Source organism: Pedobacter sp. Leaf132 (genome assembly GCF_920984695.1).
In the GTDB taxonomy this organism is placed as follows: domain Bacteria; phylum Bacteroidota; class Bacteroidia; order Sphingobacteriales; family Sphingobacteriaceae; genus Pedobacter.
Map to the genome: position 1 here is coordinate 744,176 of NZ_CAKLBO010000002.1, position 18,364 is coordinate 762,539.

At 36.6% G+C, this 18,364-nt stretch carries 13 protein-coding genes and 3 tRNA genes; 10 read left to right on the top strand and 6 right to left on the bottom strand.

Features of this window, described 5'->3' with window-relative positions; translation table 11 throughout:
• Positions 1–280: 280 nt before the first annotated feature.
• From LUA86_RS07050 to LUA86_RS07065, 4 genes are all read right to left on the bottom strand, one after another.
• Positions 281–3,886, bottom strand: coding sequence for a BamA/TamA family outer membrane protein (locus LUA86_RS07050; protein WP_231459905.1), 3,606 nt, complete (start codon positions 3,884–3,886; stop codon positions 281–283).
• A gap of 69 nt (positions 3,887–3,955) precedes the next feature.
• Entirely contained in the window at positions 3,956–4,855 is a 900-nt protein-coding gene (locus LUA86_RS07055) for an SdiA-regulated domain-containing protein (protein WP_231459906.1), read from the bottom strand.
• A 10-nt stretch (positions 4,856–4,865) separates the two neighbouring features.
• Positions 4,866–6,908 (bottom strand): polyphosphate kinase 1, encoded by a 2,043-nt coding sequence (gene ppk1, locus LUA86_RS07060; RefSeq protein WP_231459907.1) that lies wholly within the window; start codon positions 6,906–6,908, stop codon positions 4,866–4,868.
• Entirely contained in the window at positions 6,908–8,131 is a 1,224-nt protein-coding gene (locus tag LUA86_RS07065) for a Pycsar system effector family protein (protein WP_231459908.1), read from the bottom strand. Before LUA86_RS07065 ends, ppk1 begins: the two co-directional genes overlap by 1 nt.
• Before the next feature lie 306 nt (positions 8,132–8,437).
• On the opposite strand from LUA86_RS07065, the gene LUA86_RS07070 reads away from it, so the two are divergent.
• Positions 8,438–8,511 (top strand) — tRNA-Ile (locus tag LUA86_RS07070).
• Between the two features lie 381 nt (positions 8,512–8,892).
• On the opposite strand, the gene LUA86_RS07075 is transcribed toward LUA86_RS07070, so the two are convergent.
• On the bottom strand, positions 8,893–9,465 hold the full coding sequence (locus LUA86_RS07075; RefSeq protein ID WP_231459909.1) for a UPF0758 domain-containing protein: 573 nt from the start codon (positions 9,463–9,465) through the stop codon (positions 8,893–8,895).
• Positions 9,466–9,583: 118 nt separating this feature from the next.
• Here LUA86_RS07075 and LUA86_RS07080 point away from each other — a divergent pair, with 118 nt between their 5' ends.
• Both LUA86_RS07080 and LUA86_RS07085 read left to right on the top strand, forming a co-directional pair.
• Positions 9,584–9,985, top strand: coding sequence for a hypothetical protein (locus LUA86_RS07080; RefSeq protein WP_231459910.1), 402 nt, complete (start codon positions 9,584–9,586; stop codon positions 9,983–9,985).
• Positions 9,986–10,355: 370 nt separating this feature from the next.
• Positions 10,356–10,763, top strand: coding sequence for a response regulator (locus LUA86_RS07085; protein WP_231459911.1), 408 nt, complete (start codon positions 10,356–10,358; stop codon positions 10,761–10,763).
• 577 nt (positions 10,764–11,340) lie between these two features.
• Here the strand turns inward: LUA86_RS07085 and LUA86_RS07090 are convergent.
• Positions 11,341–11,685, bottom strand: coding sequence for a hypothetical protein (locus tag LUA86_RS07090; protein ID WP_231459912.1), 345 nt, complete (start codon positions 11,683–11,685; stop codon positions 11,341–11,343).
• 359 nt (positions 11,686–12,044) lie between these two features.
• Between LUA86_RS07090 and LUA86_RS07095 the strand changes: the two genes are divergently transcribed.
• From LUA86_RS07095 to LUA86_RS07125, 7 genes are all read left to right on the top strand, one after another.
• Positions 12,045–12,950 (top strand): site-specific integrase, encoded by a 906-nt coding sequence (locus tag LUA86_RS07095; protein ID WP_231459913.1) that lies wholly within the window; start codon positions 12,045–12,047, stop codon positions 12,948–12,950.
• Between the two features lie 245 nt (positions 12,951–13,195).
• Positions 13,196–13,268 (top strand) — tRNA-Met (locus tag LUA86_RS07100).
• Between the two features lie 33 nt (positions 13,269–13,301).
• Positions 13,302–13,373: transfer RNA gene (locus LUA86_RS07105), tRNA-Glu, on the top strand.
• A 154-nt stretch (positions 13,374–13,527) separates the two neighbouring features.
• A complete protein-coding gene (locus LUA86_RS07110) occupies positions 13,528–13,773 on the top strand; it encodes a DUF6364 family protein (protein ID WP_231459914.1) in 246 nt (81 codons plus the stop codon).
• 2 nt (positions 13,774–13,775) lie between these two features.
• Positions 13,776–14,198, top strand: coding sequence for a PIN domain-containing protein (locus tag LUA86_RS07115; RefSeq protein WP_231459915.1), 423 nt, complete (start codon positions 13,776–13,778; stop codon positions 14,196–14,198).
• A 962-nt stretch (positions 14,199–15,160) separates the two neighbouring features.
• The gene (locus LUA86_RS07120; protein WP_231459916.1) at positions 15,161–15,715 is read left to right on the top strand and encodes a hypothetical protein; all 555 of its coding nucleotides are present in this window, start codon (positions 15,161–15,163) and stop codon (positions 15,713–15,715) included.
• 369 nt (positions 15,716–16,084) lie between these two features.
• Complete coding sequence (locus tag LUA86_RS07125) at positions 16,085–18,307, top strand: S41 family peptidase (protein WP_231459917.1); 2,223 nt, start codon at positions 16,085–16,087, stop codon at positions 18,305–18,307.
• Positions 18,308–18,364: the final 57 nt, after the last annotated feature.

Genomic DNA, 18,364 nt, shown 5'->3' on the forward strand with positions numbered 1-18,364 from the left:
TAAAATTTAAAGGTTTAAAAATAGTTTTACTACAATACAAATATACAGTTAGCAAGAGTTACAAATAGTCTGCCAAACGTAATACTATTTTTATATCAATAATTTAATATACGAATAAAATGATGACTTAGTTTAGTAGAATTTAATTGATGTGCAATTGCAGCATACATCTCTAACCGCTGCCCACCATTAATTCTTACCCACAACAGGCAGAAAAGAATGGTAGAACTAACTTAATTACAGCAAAAATTAGCTTATCAAAAAATTTTAAAATTATAAATTAATACCTGAAATTAATCGAAACATAGGGATACCAACCGTCAACAGAATGCCCCATTATAAAGCGCACAACCGTTAAAGATGCAGGCGCAAAATATGCACCGCCGCCAACTCCATGATGCCAGGTTTGAGACGCTTCGTTTCTTTTCCAAACTCTACCCACATCATAAAAACCAATTAAGCCAACCTGACCTGGTAAAATATAGCTCACCAAATCACCTATTTTAGCTCTTAATTCTAAATTATTGTAGAAGCTGTGTTCGCCGGCAAATCTAAACTGTCGGTAACCTAGCAAGTTTCCTTGTCCGCCTAAAAACTGAGCCTGATAAAAAGCAGGCTTACCAATTGTAACACCTCCTCCAAATCTATCTGCAAGAATGAAATTCTTTCTACCATCTAAATTTTTATATAAAGCAACACTTGCTGTAAATTGGCCAAATGAGTTTGAATATTTATTTAATCCTTTGTAACCGGATAGTTTAAAATCTACAAAACTACCCAATGTTGGCAATAAATCGTTATCGCGTGTATTGTTGGTAAAATTTACAATTGCACCGGCAAACATCTTTTCATTTCTAATCGTTAAACTATCAGATGAATGCAACTGTGCCGTATTTTGTATAAATCGACCAATGTTATCATCATAATCCAATTTATAGTATTGAAAAGATGGTCCGACACTAAAAGTAGATTTTGGCCTACGCCATCTTATGGATGGGTCTACCTGGTACAAATTAAATCTGGTGCGGTAGTATCTGATATCATCTCCATGCTCATCAAAACGAGTATCATTACCTAAGCCAAAAAAGTTTTGAGTATTATTCGGCGCAAATGCATCTGCTTTTAAAATAAAATCGCCTTTTCCAAAAGCTTTTAACCATTCTCCTCTATAATTAAACCTAAAGGCTTTAGAAGAAAATGAATGTAAAAAAGAAACAGTTTGCGAATTTCCGTAAGGTTGTTTTCTGAAACCCGGATTGGTTTGTTTATAAATAAGTCCGAGTAAAATACCATCATCATTATTATAACCGGCATTTAAACTAACTGAACTTCTACGATACATATCTTTTGGTACATAACTAAAATTAGCAGTATCGTTTGAGATAACTTTACTGATTTTGTTTGCATCTTCGCCAGCATAAGTTGCTTTAGTTGTACGCCCGTATAATTTAACCTTGCCATTGCTGTTAGCAAAATCGTAATATTTATCGCCTTTACCACCAATAATTCTGATTTTGATATTTGATGATTTATTGTCTAAAATAAGGCTATCATTCCCATTATGCATATAAACCCGAAGCTCTTTGGTAACTTTCGGATCGAATTTTCTATCATAAAGTTCACCTTTTACATCGCCATCTTTAGATATTTTGTTGATTTTAACTCTTAAGCCTTTTTCACCATTATCGGTAATTTTAATCAATTCATTTTTATTGGATACTTCGATATCAACAATGCGGTTAAAGAAGTGATAATAATCATTCATCAATTTTGGTAAAGCTTTAACCCTTGCCCTAAGCTGATTTAAAAATGCATCATGATGTAAAGAGTAACTTGGTTCCGGAAGTCTTTTTAAAGCCTTTTCAAAAACCTCATCGTTATAATTTGCGCAAAAATCTGCAACAATTTTATCCCATTCTTTTTCATCGATGTTGGCTGTCCACCTGCTGCTAATCTCTCTGCCTTCCCATAAAAACCATTTTATGTCTTTTATTTCGCGTTCATAACCCTGCATCATTGGTAGCAGAGAAGAACTCTGCGTAAATCTTTGAATCTTACCGTCAGACATAAAGAAAACCTGATCTCTGTCTCTAGGCACAGGTGTATAATAAGAATCGCCGTCTTTTTTACTTTCTTTCCAACGCCATTGGTCTTCGTGTCGGTCCCAATCACCTAAAAGAATATCGAGCGACCTTGCTTTTACCCAAGCCGGGCCATTCAACTTATTGTCGTTATCTTCAGTAAGTTTTTTATCCATTTTTGGAGAACTATCCGATTCTCCGGCTGGTTCTCTTTCTTCTAACAAACAAAGTGTGTTTGCAAAAACGGATTCATATTCGCCTAAATTATCATCAGGAGAAACCCATCCAATTATTGGGTTTGAATGATAAATGCCACCCGCTTTTGCTAACTCTGGCACAACCAAAGCAGAAAATGGATGTTGAGCAGACATATTATCCTTTATAATATCTTTAGCAAAAGTTTCTCTTAAACCTGCCGGAAGCAAAACTTCAGGATACTTTTCTACACTTCGAAGCACATATTCCTTACCATTTTTGTCTTCTAACCTTAAAGATCTACTTTGATTACCGCCACCTCTTTGCGTTGCTTTTAAGCCACCTGCAATTTTTGAAATCCGCAGAACAGGAACCTTAGTTTTAGCAGCATACTCTTTACGGAAATTTTCGCCAAAAAGCCAGCGATGAAAACGACCAACACTATCATATTCGGGTTTAACCTGCACAATAATACTATCTGCAGTAATTGGCTTAAGTATATTTCTTTCTTTAGCAGTGAGCACCTCGAATTTTTTAGTGTAGCTGTAAATGCGTTTAACACCTGTATCTGCATACACGTAATATTCATAACGCATATCATTATTCATCAACTGGTCTGCAACAACATAACCTTGCTGCATTTCGTTAAAAAGAGAATTTTTGCCTTGCCTGTTTGGCGATACCTTAGAACCCGAACCACTAACAATTTGCAACTGTTTACTTTTAATTAATTGCAAACCATGCTCATGACCAGCAACATAGGTTACATTTTTATAATCTCCAAAAACACCATTCACCGATTTTATCATTTCCTTGTAAGCTGGGTGGTTTAAATCTTCGGGACTTAATAAAGTAGAACGCAAAAACGGATAAACAGAACCTAAAACCGGTAATGGGATAAAAAGATTTTTATTTATTGATGTTAGAGGAAAAAGGTGATTTCTTATGTTGAAATAGCCTCCGTGTGGTCCATAGCTTTGAAATGGATGATGGGAAGCAAGAATAATCACTTTATCTTTGTTTCGTTCTAAAAGCTCTTCCATTTTTACAATAACTTCGTCTTTTGTTCGGCATTCACATTCGCCGTTTGCATTTGATTTATTGTAAGGAAAAAGCCACCATTCACTATCGTAGGCGATAATTGTTAATTTATCCGTTAGGTTTATTGCAACCGGATCGGGGCAGCCATTTTGAGGTATGAGTTTTAAAAGCGGGTCGTTCTGGGCTTTTAAAAAATCATCTTGCGCTTTAATTTTTGCTAAACCTTTTGGTCCTGATTTATCCCAATCGTGGTTGCCTGGCAGAAAATAAACCGCAGCGCCTTTTTCACGCATCGGAATAAACTGCGACTGAAGAATCTTTTTCGTATCCTCCTCTTCTAAACTTCCTGGCAAACCCATACCTGATGGGTAAATATTATCGCCCAGGTAAATAACAGTAGTTTTTTTTGGGATTATCTGCTTAGCCGCATTTTTTAAATCCTGCGTTTGTGCCGGGTTCATTTCTCCGGCATCGCCGAATAATATAATTCGGTATTTAACATCACTTTGTGCAAATGAAATTAATCCAGCAAATATCAATATAGTGGTTAGCGTAAAATTTTTAATCATAAATTAGTTTGTTACAGCAAAAACATAGTAAAAGTAGGCTGCCTTTTAGTTAGAAAGGCAGCCGTACAACTATTTCCTTAATTTAAATTCAAGAATATTTCCGGCAGATAATGTACCACCCTCATTGGAAATATATAGAGTATTATCCTTATCAAATGCAATTCCTTCTGGCTGATTAAAATCATCACCCTTTAAAGGCACAACACTTTTTATTTTAAAATTGGCATCAGTAACTAAAATCATTTTATTTACAGATGATAAAATGTACCATTCATTTGTGTTTTTGTTTTGAGAAAGGGCCGATGGTTTAAAGTTTAATTTTTTGCTTCCTGATGCTTTTGCAATTTCATGATATGGAATGCTAAATTCTCCATCTGCTTTTAAAGTGCCATCATTAGCCATCGAGAAAGCATAAATACGGGTTGCTTTTTCTTTATCATCAGCTTTGCTTGCTTTTGTTAAAGCGTAAATTTTACCTGTAGCTTCGTCGGCTGCCAAGCCTTCATATTCGCCTTTTGGTAATAAATCTTTAACCTTTTGCACATTGGCTGCTTCAGGTTTGTTGATTTCAGAAAGCGGAAAAACATGAAACTCCCCATTACTTTTTAAAACAATGACCTGTTTTTTTAATATTGCCAAATCTTCATAATCACCTTTGCCTCCAAATTTTGTAAATTTAGCTTCTTTATCCTCTAAACCAAGGTAAAATAAATCGCCATCTTCATCTTGAATGGCATAAACTTGTTTCGGGTCGCCGTTGTTAAAAACAATGCCCGATATTTCGAACAAGCTTTGCGGCATATTATGCTTTACAGGTTTACTTAAATCGTAAGGAAAATCAGATTTTGTTTGTGCTGTTTCTGATGCGGTAGTAGATTCTTCGTGTTTTTCGTTAACACATGAAATGCAAAAAAAAGCAATAGATAAAGCGCCTAGTGCAGTCAGCATGGCATATTTATAATTTTTCATCAGCTAAAATTTAATGTTGATTTTGTAAAAATTTATAGATTTCTGATTGAGACGCAATAAGTGTTCCATCCTTTTTTACTGGTTGATTATTCATTTCATCATCAATTGAAACCGCTTGTAAATTATCTTTTTTCTGTATGTCCATTATGTGAAGAATTTCGCCTTTAATGGCTTCATCGTAAACCGGAAAACAAACTTCAATGCGCCTGTAAATATTTCTATTCATCCAGTCGGCCGAACCCAGAAACACATCCTTTTTGCCCAGATTATTGAAAATAAATATCCGCCCGTGCTCAAGGTATCTATCAACAATACGAGTAACAGTAATATTTTCACTCATTCCATCCACACCTGCAATTAACCTACAAATACTTCTAACAAACATGTTAATCTTTACCCCTGCCTGCGAGGCTTCGTAAAGTTTATTAATTAAGATTTTTTCTTCCAGATTATTGAGCTTAATGGTTATAGATGCATCTTTACCGGCCTTTGCAAATTCGATTTCCCTATCAATAAGCGCTAAAAATTTCTCTTGCAAATTAAACTGGGCGACCAAAATGTGCTCAAAATTTACGGGCACAGTTTTTTCAGGCTTTACCCTTTTAGCCAAAAACATAAAAAGAAGTTCAATTTCCCTCAAAATATCTTTGTTGGCGGTCATTAAGATGTGATCGGTATAAAAAGCAGCAGTACTCTCATTAAAATTTCCGGTGGCAAGTAAGCCTGTGTAATGCATACGGTTTCCTTGCTGTTTTTTAACCAATGCAATTTTAGCATGAACTTTTAAGGCAGTAACGCTGTATACAATTTCAACGCCTTGTTCCTTCATTTTCTTAGCCCATTTTATGTTATTAGCTTCATCGAAACGAGCTTTTAATTCAACTAAAACGAAAACTTTTTTACCATTTTTTGCTGCGCTGATTAATGCATTTATAATTTTAGAATCGGTAGCAACACGGTAAATAGTTAGGTAAATCTCTTTAACATCTTTATCAATAGCTGCCTCATTAAAAAATCTTAAAATGGTATCGTAGCTTTGATAAGGCGTATGTATGATAATATCCTTTTTGCTTATTTCATCTAGTAATGAATTTTGGACCAAATCGCAGTGACATATTTTAGTCCAATCTTTATTTGATAAGGCAGCGTTTTTAACCGGAAAAGACATTAAATCTTTTAAGTTATGATATTGACCGCCTTCAACCAGGTTAGCCTTTTTAAGATTGAAAAGCTTACGAAGGAGCTTGATTACATTTTTAGGGATGCCAGGCTGATGTAAAAAACGGGTGGCCAAGCCATTGTCTCTTTTAGAAAGCTGAATTTCAAGTTGCTCTGATAAGCTACCAGAATATTCGTCCTTTAAATCAATTTCAGCATCGCGGGTGATTTTGAAGCTAAAACAACCTGTTATTTCTGCATCACTAAAAACCACTTCTAAATTGAAGCGGATAATATCGTCTAAAAATACAATATAGGTTTTGTCTTCTTTATCAATTTTATAGAAACGAGGAAGTTCATTTGAAGGTATATTTAAAATAAAAGCCTTTTTTTCATCACCTCTGGTAACCGTTACCAAAAAATATAACTGATTATTTGAAGGGAAGAAAATTGTATTCTTTTTTACTGATACTGGTTGCAAAAAGGCTAAAACCTGACTTAAAAAATATCTTCTGGTTTCTTTCTGGATTTCTTTAGGAAATTTACGACCGTAAACAACCTCAATATTTTGGTCTTTTAATTTTGGGATAATATCTTTTTGAAGCGCCTTACCATACCTTTCCTGCTGCCCGGATATCATCGTATTTGCTGTTTCTACCAAATCTGCATTGATGTGCAAATCGTTATCCTCTTTACTGCTTATTTTCTCTAAAGCAAGTAAAACAGGCATCCTTACGCGATAAAACTCATCCAGATTGGAAGAAAAAATAGATAAAAACTTGATGCGTTCTAAAAGCGGAACGCTATCTCGTTCAGCTTCCATTAAAATACGCTCGTTAAATTTAAGCCAGCTTAAATCACGATTAAATAGTTTGCTTTGAACTGCTGTTTTCATTAAAGTTTACCGTAAGCAGCGTAAGCAACAACAAATGCAAGTACGGCTGCAATTAAGCCAAACATGAAAACGTTATAAGCCAAACGAATTAATTTATATTTTCTTCCTAATACCACCCCTTGCGAGTAAACATCAGTTATCAGGGTGCCATACAAGAAATCTTTATCGTTCATTACTTTAACCATACCATCGGTATAATCTGGTAAAGACATTTTATAAAAGTTACCGAAGAATAATAAGTTTACTTTTTTCTGCTCCATTTCTTCTGGTGTAAAAATTCCCGGCGGAATTGATGGGCGGGTTGATAGAATAGAAACCACCACGCATGTTAAGCTTACTACAAGCAATATGAATGTTGGAATAATTAAATTACTATGATTATCTAATTTATTTAATAATAAACTCACAATTAAAGAAAGCATAATGGAGTTTACAGTTATTAATATGTGTGCTTTATTATCGGCCATATCACTTAACCTTTGATTATTTGCAGAGGTTATTCTAAACATAGTTTCAATACCTTTATCAGGCTTGTCTTTTTTATCCTTTTTCTTGTCTTTAGGATTATCTATTTCTTCTGACATATGGGTATGTAAATCTGGCTCTACAATATTTACTTGTGCAGACTTAGCTGATAGTTTATTTTTTATCTTATCAACGTTCTTTTGCTTTTGATCGTTTAAGAGCAGTTTTGCATAATCGGTATGGTATTGGTGTGCTTCAAGAAACCTTATATCATCTATGCGCCAGTTTTTTTTGCTGATATCTTTATTGTAAATTAATTCAACTTCCTTGTGCATCAGTTTTCCTTTCTGTCTGAAATCTGCTGAGCCTAAATGGAATAAATCTGCATCGCACAAAATATTTTCAATTAAGTTTGAAGGTTTTTGAGGAATCTTTGTGCTTAAGATAGCGTTCGATATTTTTTCCCGAACCGCTTTATTTACCTCTTTAGATTCGAGATAACTGTTGGCTAACTCTGCTCCTTTTGCTTCATGATAAAGATTATCTTCAAAATAGCCGGTATCATGAAACCATGCGGCTACAGTTACAATAAAAAAGTCTTCATCATTTAACTGATAATGATTGGCTATCTGCTGTGCTGCTTTTACAACACTTTGTGTGTGTTCAAGATTGTGATATACCAATCTATCATCCTGATGGGTATTAAAATAATCGTTGATATGCTCTTCTACATCAATCTGTAGTTGCTTGTAATCCATGAATATAAAGCTAAAATATTTTGTTAATCTGGTATTTTGGTCATTTGTTAAAATGCCAAGTTTGCTTGTATAAATTTACGGTAATTTTAACAATAATTTAATTTGCTATTGTTAGTACAAAAAAGATAATTTATTTTTCAATACAACAATCTATAATCAAATTAACTTAATAATTGTTTTTTAAAACAAGCAAATCATTGAAAATGAATGGTAAAAAATTTTTGGAAGAAAATTAGTTAAAAACTTTTTCGCAAATTGAATGCAAATTTGTAACATTGCACTCGCAAAAAACAATATGTTTTTTCGGGGCCTATAGCTCAGTTGGTTAGAGTAGAAGACTCATAATCTTTTGGTCGCTGGTTCGAGCCCAGCTGGGCCCACAAAAAAAAATCACCCCTTGAGACACTCTTAAGGGGTTTTTTTATGCCCTTTAAGACTCAATAAGGAACCACTGCATCAGCGGTCAATCTTCCTGTGATTTCCATAATTAAAAAATTTAAATGTTACATTTTTTATTTCTCCTCCCTTTTCCAAACGTCTTTTCAAAAGAAAAACTGAAAAAAGAAAGTCCGGAAAAACGGTTACCTAGCGACAAAGAGCTATAAGTCCCGAAGGGGGCTCGCTAGCGGCGCGCGAGCATTATGCGCTCGCAGTAAGCGGAGTGACCGAAATTCACGGCCTTTTATCCGTTTTATTGAAAAGAATCGCTTTATTTTATCCCAGCTAATTGACTCATTTATAAACAGAAGAAACTTCCGATCTCATCCAGTTGCGCACATCCTCCTGCCCAGTTCCAGGGCCGCTAATATGGCGCAGGATTTAGCCACACCAATACCCTTGAACGTAGATAAGCTTTCAAAATCTTGCGCGTATATGCGGTCAAGTCGTCCTCCGGCTGCTTTTAAAATTTCTTCTGAAGTGGCCACTGCATTTTGACTGGCGCTACCCGTACCAATCAGCATCGAGATAAGTTCAGCGTCGTTTACTCCTTGCGCTCCGTAGGACACAAATTTTTCCCTTGGCTGCATCTCTGCAGCTGAGGAGCTAATCCCTTTTCGGCCCTTTATGCTAGTTTTGGATAATTGCTGAATGCCTCCTATTCCCTGATAATCAAGATGGGCTGCAGACTGGAAAAGCGAAGAAAAAGCGGAAACAAGAAAGTGGAAATCTTCTTCAAAAACCACTACATTTGACCTTCTGTATCCACCACTCTGCAACTTATCACTCCGGGTAATGCAGATGTAATGACTATCGTTAATTGCGCGCTTAAAGTCGATAAAATAGTTTCTTTTTCCGGATGAAAAGTTTTCACTACTAAGGTTTTCAGTTCTCATGTCTATCATTTTTGGTACACACAAAATTTGGATTTGAATATTTGCTAATCGGTTGTATATTAGCCTATCCGGTCCAATCGGATAAAAAACGGATAGAGTAACCCTAAATTTATTCGGAATGCCGCCATTAAAAGAAACCTTACGACTATGCAGCTATCAATATTGCGGCAATTCATTCGAGGGAAGAAGCGATAAATTGTTTTGCAGTGATCAATGCCGAAACCGTGCAAGACGCGATCAACTCAAAAATGAGCGATGGAATGCCCCTTTATTTTACACCAAAATCAACGAGATTCTTCGACATAATCATAAGATACTCCAAAGCATTTATGAGCAAAAAGGTGATTCAACTGTAGTCACGGATTTTCTGCTTCGGGACAGCGGTTTTAATTTTGCATTCATCAGCCGAATACTCCAAACTTCAAAAGGTATTTATAACTTTTGTTTTGATTATGGATGGCTTGAACTGGAAAACAACAAGATTTTAATCGTAAAAAATGAAAAAATGGTCCAGTTCTGAACTTGTTTATCTTAAGCAAATAAAGGAGTAGCCCTGAGCTGAGCTAAAAAATTAAACCCAAACAACAAGCATCCGTCAGTAAAAACCAAGGTAAATTCACCGTCATAAAGAGATTCAATACGGCCATAATCACTCAAGGACTAATACGCCTAACACCCGGAAGGCTTCAGCACCGAAAACTTTATAAAAGCGCCATCGGCAAATAAAAATCGCCCAGACTATTTTCAAAATCGTCATAGCATATTAATGCGGCCTGCCAAAAGAGATCACTGTTTTGGATTACATCCGGATTTTTTCCTGGCAATATAAAAGAGAACTATCGATAAATTCAAGTCAGGTGCTTGTTGAAAGCCTACCTAACATTAAGTATTTGCTAATTATTAAAAACCAATTGATTGATGCACTTGTCTTAGATTCAGGTAAAAATAACATGAGCACAATACTTTTATTAGAAGATGATCAGGGAATCAGAGAAATGATACATATTGTTTTAGAATCTGAAAATTATAATGTAATCTCATTTTGCAACATTGCGGACTTTAGTAACAGAGATAAAAAAATTGAAGCCGACTTATTTTTACTTGATATCAGATTGCCCGACGGTTCAGGACTCGCTGTATGCCATGAAATTAATGCAGTTCAAAACACACCGGTTCTGGTGATGAGCGCACATGCCCGTCTGGAAGAGATTGAGAGCAAGTGTCAACCAGCAAATTTTATTCAAAAACCCTTTGATATCGATTATTTACTCAGTCAGGTTAAAAAATATATCAATTAGAAATAGCCACTATAATCATTTTAATCAAAAAAAATATCGAAATCAAAACTTCCGCTAAACCACGATAAACGACTATTTTCAAATTTAAATTGAGGCACACTTGAATATTTCAGCGAAAGTGTTCGGTCATTCCGCATTTTCACTTTCCAACCATTTCGCTCCAAAGTAACTTATTGTTTCGAGTCAAACTGTTCGATTTAACGCCTGCGTTAATTCCATTCCTACTCCTAAGCTAAAACATCAGCATCCTGCTCACCTGAATTTAAAGTCTCCAGTGCAGCGTTGATTAATTTAGCGACCCCCATGAAATCCTCCCGAATGTAGTTAAAACGAGCTCGTTTGGAGAATTGAGCAGTCAAATTTAAATTGGATGACCTTTTGGACAGGATCCAGATGAATAGTTAGGCAGAAGATTTTTCTGTTATGCCGGGATTGGAATGGGAAAGAAATTCTAACAGTCCTATTTATCTGTCGAAGGGGAAATAGACACTTTAGACAAAATCCGGCTGAAAATTTACCGAACAGTTTGGACCGAAATAGATGGGTCACTTTCGCTGAAATATCCACTTAAGCGCCATCAAATATATTTGATACTTTGAGCAGTCAATTCAATTTGCTTAAAAGCCAGATATTCTTCGGTGGTTTGCAGCTTGTTCAGCTGATAATCATTTAATGAGGTATTGTATAACATCCATTGTGAGAGTTGCAAGTCCCCGTCATATAATGAAAGTTCCATTTCTTTACGAACCACTTTTGCAGAACCGGCTAACCATTTTAAAAAAGCATTACCAAATATTTTTCCTTCAGAAAAAACTAAATGCTGAGCAGCATTGTCAAAAGGTTGCAAACCAGCAACACTTTTAAATATTGCAACATCATTTGAGCCTTTAAACCTCAACTGTACATAAATCCCCTTATCCATACAATCTATAAATAAACAAATAAAATCCCAACTAGCCTACCTCTAATTCAGCAAACGCTTTGAATCACAGTCAAACCTGTTAGGTTTTCTGAAATCCAAAGGGCGGATTTTAGTAGGCAACTACAGCAGCTAAATTTATGAAAAAGCTAACAGACTTGCTTCGATTTATATTTGAAATCAAGTTGATAGCTTCCTTAACATGAATTAAATCCATTAGGCTATACTTAATCCATTGACAAACTTACTAAAATCATAAACCTGTCAGATTATCCACTCCCGCAGTCTTTTAAAATTTATGCTCCGGGACTGTATCCCCACAGGGCGAACTAAGGAGGCATAAAACTCAGCAGCATCTCGGCTTGTCAGAAGTCATTGCACAGGTTTCGACAGTACTTAAGCATACCAAACCCACCTTTTACTCATTTTGGCAGGAGCAGATCCAACTTTGGAAGCTGTCCAAGGCAGAAAATACCCTTAAAACCTATAGGTCCACGCTGAATATATTGAAAGAATTCAACCCGCGATTAAACTTTAGTGACCTAACTTATGATTGCATAGAAAAGTTTGAATTATATCTGAGGAGTATAAGAGGAAACGGTGTGGGTGGTGCATTTACAAAACAAAAGACCCTGAAATCCATGATTAATCAGGCCATCCTTAAAGGGCACATGAAGTGCAACCCATATCAAAACTTTAAGATAAAAGCTGCTGTCGGCAGAAGGGAGTTTTTGTCTATTCAAGAAGTTAAGACAATAAAAGATATGTGTATCGAGGAAAAAAATGGTTTCCTGAATAGAGTCCGGGATATCTTTTTATTTAGCTGCTTCACCAGTTTGAGATTTTCAGATACCATGAATTTAAAATACGGGCATATTCGACAAAACCCTGACCGTATCGAAATGGAAATAATGAAAACCAGCAAGCTCTTAACGATACCATTAAGTGCAAACGCAGGCAAGATTCTGGAAAAATACATGGTTTCGAGTCCCACTAACCCAAAACTATCCATTTTGCCAAAGATGGCCAATCAGGTAATCAACCGGGAATTGAAAGTATTGATTAAGAAAGCCAGTATCGCCAAACACATCAGTTTTCACTGTGCCCGCCACTCACTCGCCAGTAATTTAATAGAAAGTGGCACTTACATCAATCATGTAAAAGAACTACTTGGACGCACAAGTATGCTTCAGACCCAGATTTATGCAAAAAGCCTCAAGGCGGATTTATATGCATCAGTCAGCAGGTTAAATGAATTTTATCAATAATAATCTTAAAAGGTCCAGATTTCTGCTACCCATCGATATTCTTACTGTTAGCATTCAAGAAAAGACAAGAACAGGAAAGTCATTAAATAAATATAAAAACTCAAGACACTTATAGTCAAATCATTAAATAATGATCAAGAAAAAAGTTGATTTTTTTTTAATAAAAATCAGCACCATAGTTTGTAATTATGAAAACTAATCTTACTTTTGCACTCCTTCAAACAAAGAAAATTTGAAGTCTGTGATGCGGGGTGGAGCAGTTGGTAGCTCGTCGGGCTCATAACCCGAAGGTCGCACGTTCGAGTCGTGTCCCCGCTACAAAATGAGTTGAAAGACACTCAGGTTAAAAATGGCCCGTTCGTCTAGGGGTGAGGACGCCAGATTTTCATTCTGGAAACAGGGGTTCGATTCCCCTACGGGCTACGAAATCCAATCATGGGAACAACATGGGAATTTACTCCATGAAAATTATTAAGAGAGTCTTCAAAACCTGAAGGCTTTTTTTGTTGATTTTTTTAGCGCATCTTTTTAAATGAAATTCTAAACACGTATATTTGATTTATTAATCACACGTGTTATGACTACTAAACTCACATTAACGATAGAGGATACAGTAATTGATTCGGCAAAAAAATATGCCCGCCAAAAAGGAAAAAGTTTGTCCGATATCGTAGAAAATTACCTGAAATCTATCAGTGTTTCAGAGGAATCTGTGCAGACATTATCGCCAAGGGTGGCCAAATTAATGGGGTCGGTAAAACTTCCTGAGGATTTTGATTACAAAAAGGAGTTAGGCAAGGTTTTGAAAGAGAAACACGGGTAAGCATGAAACAAGTTTTCATGGATACCAACATAGTTATTGATTTTCTGGCAAACCGGCAGCCTTTTGCAATGGATGCTGCAAAACTTTTTGATCTAGCAATAAATGGTAAAATAAGGATTTTTATAGCCGCTGTCTCCTACAATAACATATATTACATTCTTCGTCAGTCTATGCCTGGAAATGCTACTTTAAGATTGCTGGAGGAACTGGCTGATATGACGGAAATAACAGATGTAACAGCTGCTGTTATTCGTCAGTCGCTTAAAACGGATTTTAAAGATTATGAAGATGCCATTCAATACCATAGTGCCCTAAGTATCCCCGATTTGGATTTTATTGTAACTCGAAATACCAAAGATTTTAAAAAGAGCAAACTTGCCGTTCTCACACCGACTGAAGCATTGGCTAGCCTTAGTGGTACATAGCGAATTCGTCTCATAGGCTGGTCAATAGATCATCTCCCATGTTCGCCAAAAGTATCAAATCGTCCTGAAAGGTGTTCTATAAATGTAACGCTTGGCTACTTAAGGAAGCAACATATTTTTTTCGTTTCCTTTTTTTATGCCAATAAAGACCTGTGGCCCAAATCTTTACAACTTGACTAGATGGTGTTCGACAATCGTAAAAAAACTTACTAAACATTTATCCAAATTGATCTAAAAAGCTGTACCTCAAATACCTCTAAGTGGATTTTGGCTTGTTCGACCTCCTCTTAGGGGTTAAAGGCTTTTCTAGTTGTGCTTCCCTGAGATTATTCTTCACTATCAAATAAAGGAAATCCAATATAATATCAGCTTACTTTTCATTAACTTTTACATTATTCTTTACCAAAATTGAAATAGCTTTATTGACAGACATTTTTCATTCGATAAATTTCATATTATTAGTGATTTAGATTTGAACCTGTGTATTTTTGAGAGCCCGTATGGCAACTTAATCGTGAGGTCGCCATTCGAATAATCGATTTTTTCTGGTGGAAAAAGCTTGACAAAGTGCTTCTTATCTGCAGGGTCCAATGTTTTATAAATATTGAAAATATCAATTACATCTCCATAATTAAGCTTCGTTTTGAATCCGCTGTCGAAAATCAAAAATATCAGCAGCAGGATGCTGAAGTTCCTCTTACTTCAGAAGGTTTTTCAAACAAGACCGAGAGAACTGGATTTATCCGTTTCGTCAGGATAGCTAAGTCGTAAATTCAAGATACTTCCAAATAATTATTTGTCCAATGACTCTGGCTTCCATTTTATTAACTCCAAAAAGGACTGACAACCGTAGAAACCATAGAATTTAGCATTTATTTACAAAGTTTACATTTTAATTTACAAAGAATATTACTCCAATCCATGTTATGACCGATAGATTTGCTTCATAAATCTCAATAGTCATGAAAAATAAAATGAAAATTATCAACGCGCTTATCCTGGCATTAGCTGTTATAAGCGGACTGGCACTTGCCAAAGGCAAATTTACAAATGAAGGACTAAAGGCAGAGCAGCGCTCGAAAAATCTAAAGCACCATCGTTCTGATGAAAGAAAAAAATGGGAAGCGTCACCAGATGGAGTAGCCTACAAAAATTGGACATTATCTGATGCAGGCATCAGCGTACGCGCAAGTCATGTAGAAATAGCAGACCATATAAAAAACTTTACCAGCATGGATGCCGTAGTCACCGCAGTTAATTACCAACGTGAGCATTCAAAATTAAAAGGACCAAAATGGCTTGTCCTTAAAATCGGTGAAAGCCAGTACATGATGCAGTTTAGCCCAAGTGAGTTTCTGCAGCTAAACCAGCTTCGCATTAATGACAAAATCAAAGTGAAAAGCCGCAGCGTTGGATATTCACCTAATCACTTGTACTTAATTTTATCAAGCGATTACATTGAGCATAACAATAACGTTATTTTCAAACGGGATACTAGTCAAAATAATGGCTGTTAGGGATTTTTTAAAGTCCAAAAGATAATGACACATAGCACCCCATCCTCCACCTTGTCTGAATTAGTAAAATTAGGAGCCCTTCCTTGGAATTTAAAGTCACTATCAGATGTTAATCTGAAGCAATTGATAAACTATAGCGAATACTTGAGTTTTTTAACCCCATCTGGAAACACCAAACTACTTCACCCCTCCTCGCCAAAACACCAACACAAAGACATTCAATAATTTACAATAAATTTATTTCTGGTGGACAGGGGTCAATCTGTTCTGGTTTATCCAGTTAAATATTAAAACATCACAATTTACATTTAATAGCAAAATGACTACCTTCAAAGGCAATCCAGATCAGCCCAGTCCGATCAATAAACTATGACCAAGCTTTACCTACCGTTTTTCCTAATTCTGCTCTTCATACTCAATAAAACACCGGATGATAATAGCGGATTTGAATCTGCAGATATACCCAGCGCTCTTCCCAGCGGATGGTGGATTCAGGCACCCAACTACAACAATATCCGGTTGGACTCAGCCACCAAATACGAAGGAAAATACAGCTTATCCATACAGAATTCGATAGATTATAATACCCCTCAGGAAGCAGGAAACTATTTCTTCATTAATCAAAATGAAACTTGGGGCAACTCGGAAGGTACAATTGAATTAAGAGGCTACATGAAACTTGGCGAGGTTCAAAGTGGTTACGCCGGTATATGGTTAAAAGCGGAAGGTGTTGATGGCCGGATAGAACTGCTTGACAAAAAATACGCCGGAACGCATGATTGGGCAGAATATCGACTGAGCATACCCTACTCAAAAAAAATAACCCAGATAGCTTACGGAGGAATTCTGGACGGCGTTGGCAAAGTCTGGTTCGATAATTTTAGACTTTACAAAGACGGCAAAACCCTGAATAACTTAACAAGAATTCCCCCAAAAAAAGCGCAGCAAGATACCGCCTACCTTCATGGCTCGGGAATAAAAGACATCAAAATAAATGCAAACAACATCGCCAATCTCGCCATCGCTGGTCAGCTGTGGGGATTTTTAAAGTATCACCACCCCTACGCGGCTAGCGGAGATGTGAACTGGGATGCGGAGCTATTTAAAATCATACCCCGTACACTAGAATGCAGAAACGCCAAAGAACTAAGTTATGCCCTGGAAGATTACCTGAATACCCTTCCAAAGGTCAGTACATGTACAGCCTGTAAAACCCCATCTAAGGAAAAGGTAATACTCGCAGCAGATTACGGCGACCTTTTTACCAGTAAAAAAATAACCAAAAGCCTGACCAATAAACTCAGGCATATCCAGCAAAACAGCGCCATTAAACAAAACTACTGGGTTAAAAAAGATCCAGGACTCGGCTATCCCCAGTTTGTCAACGAAAAAAGCTATGATAAAATGACCTACCCAGATGCTGGGTATCGACTACTCGCCCTGTTTCGATATTGGTCAATGATAAATTACTATTCACCCTACAGAAACCTGACAGCATCCAACTGGAACCAGGTCTTGAAAGATTTCATCCCACAATTTCTGGCCGCGCAGCATGCGATGCAATACACGCTCAGCACGCTAAAGCTTATCGCAACAATTAAAGATACCCATGCAAACCTCTCTGATAATGTAACCCTAGAATCATACAAAGGAAAATATCGAGTACCCTTTCGTGCAGATTTTATCGAAAACAAGCTGATTGTCAGCGGATACCGGACAGACAGCCAAAGCATACAACAGCGGGTTAAATTAGGAGACCTTATCGAATCCATTAACGGACAAAGTGTAAAAAAACTCCTGAAAAAGTATCTCCACATCACCCCCGCATCCAATTATCAAACCCAGTTAAGAGATTTGCCCTGGAATTACCTGACGCGGAGTAATCAGGAAGAACTGCAGTTTGTGCTTCTAAGAAACGGAAAACGAATCAAGTTAACCCTAGCAACGCTTAAAGGCAAATCAAGCTACAGCACCTCAGATCAAAAAGAAAAAGAACCATATTATCTCATACGCGATCAGATTGGTTACGTTGATGCTGGCAAATATCAGAATGCAGAACTGCCAAAACTAATCAAGACCCTTGCGAAAACAAAGGGAATAATCGTAGACCTAAGAAGCTATCCATCTGATCTGATGGCTTACAGCTTTGTAAACTATTTCAAATCCGCCAAAACCCAGTTTGCAAAAATATCATTGGTAGACTATTCACATCCGGGCAATTTTTATTTCGCGGATTCTGTTTATAATGAACCTGCAAAAAACAGCGAACCCTATCAAGGCAAAGTAGTGGTGCTGGTCAATTCCGATACCCAAAGCCAGGGCGAGTTCACCGCTATGGCTTTACAAAGCTCCCCAAATGTCACTGTCATAGGAAGCCAGACTGCCGGCGCTGATGGCGAGGTAAGCGCTATTGTTCTTCCCGGGGGAATTTTCACCATGATATCCAGCAGAGGCATATTCTATCCCGACAACACCCCTACCCAAGGACCCGGCATAAAAATCGATATTGTGGTAAAGCCAACCATTAAAGGAATCAGGGATGGAAAAGACGAATTACTGGATAAAGCGATTAACCTGCTAAGCCACAATTAATTTTTAGCAGAACACTTAATTCCACAAAATCCAATCCTTCCTTAGTATTGACTGCTA

Bases quoted from the DNA above. Each gene is read 5' to 3' on its own strand.
- LUA86_RS07050 (WP_231459905.1), bottom strand. From the start codon at position 3,886: ATGATTAAAAATTTTACGCTAACCACTATATTGATATTTGCTGGATTA.
- LUA86_RS07055 (WP_231459906.1), bottom strand. From the start codon at position 4,855: ATGAAAAATTATAAATATGCCATGCTGACTGCACTAGGCGCTTTATCT.
- ppk1 (WP_231459907.1), bottom strand. From the start codon at position 6,908: ATGAAAACAGCAGTTCAAAGCAAACTATTTAATCGTGATTTAAGCTGG.
- LUA86_RS07065 (WP_231459908.1), bottom strand. From the start codon at position 8,131: ATGGATTACAAGCAACTACAGATTGATGTAGAAGAGCATATCAACGAT.
- LUA86_RS07075 (WP_231459909.1), bottom strand. From the start codon at position 9,465: ATGAGAACTGAAAACCTTAGTAGTGAAAACTTTTCATCCGGAAAAAGA.
- LUA86_RS07080 (WP_231459910.1), top strand. From the start codon at position 9,584: ATGCCGCCATTAAAAGAAACCTTACGACTATGCAGCTATCAATATTGC.
- LUA86_RS07090 (WP_231459912.1), bottom strand. From the start codon at position 11,685: ATGGATAAGGGGATTTATGTACAGTTGAGGTTTAAAGGCTCAAATGAT.
- LUA86_RS07110 (WP_231459914.1), top strand. From the start codon at position 13,528: ATGACTACTAAACTCACATTAACGATAGAGGATACAGTAATTGATTCG.
- LUA86_RS07115 (WP_231459915.1), top strand. From the start codon at position 13,776: ATGAAACAAGTTTTCATGGATACCAACATAGTTATTGATTTTCTGGCA.
- LUA86_RS07120 (WP_231459916.1), top strand. From the start codon at position 15,161: ATGAAAAATAAAATGAAAATTATCAACGCGCTTATCCTGGCATTAGCT.
- LUA86_RS07125 (WP_231459917.1), top strand. From the start codon at position 16,085: ATGACCAAGCTTTACCTACCGTTTTTCCTAATTCTGCTCTTCATACTC.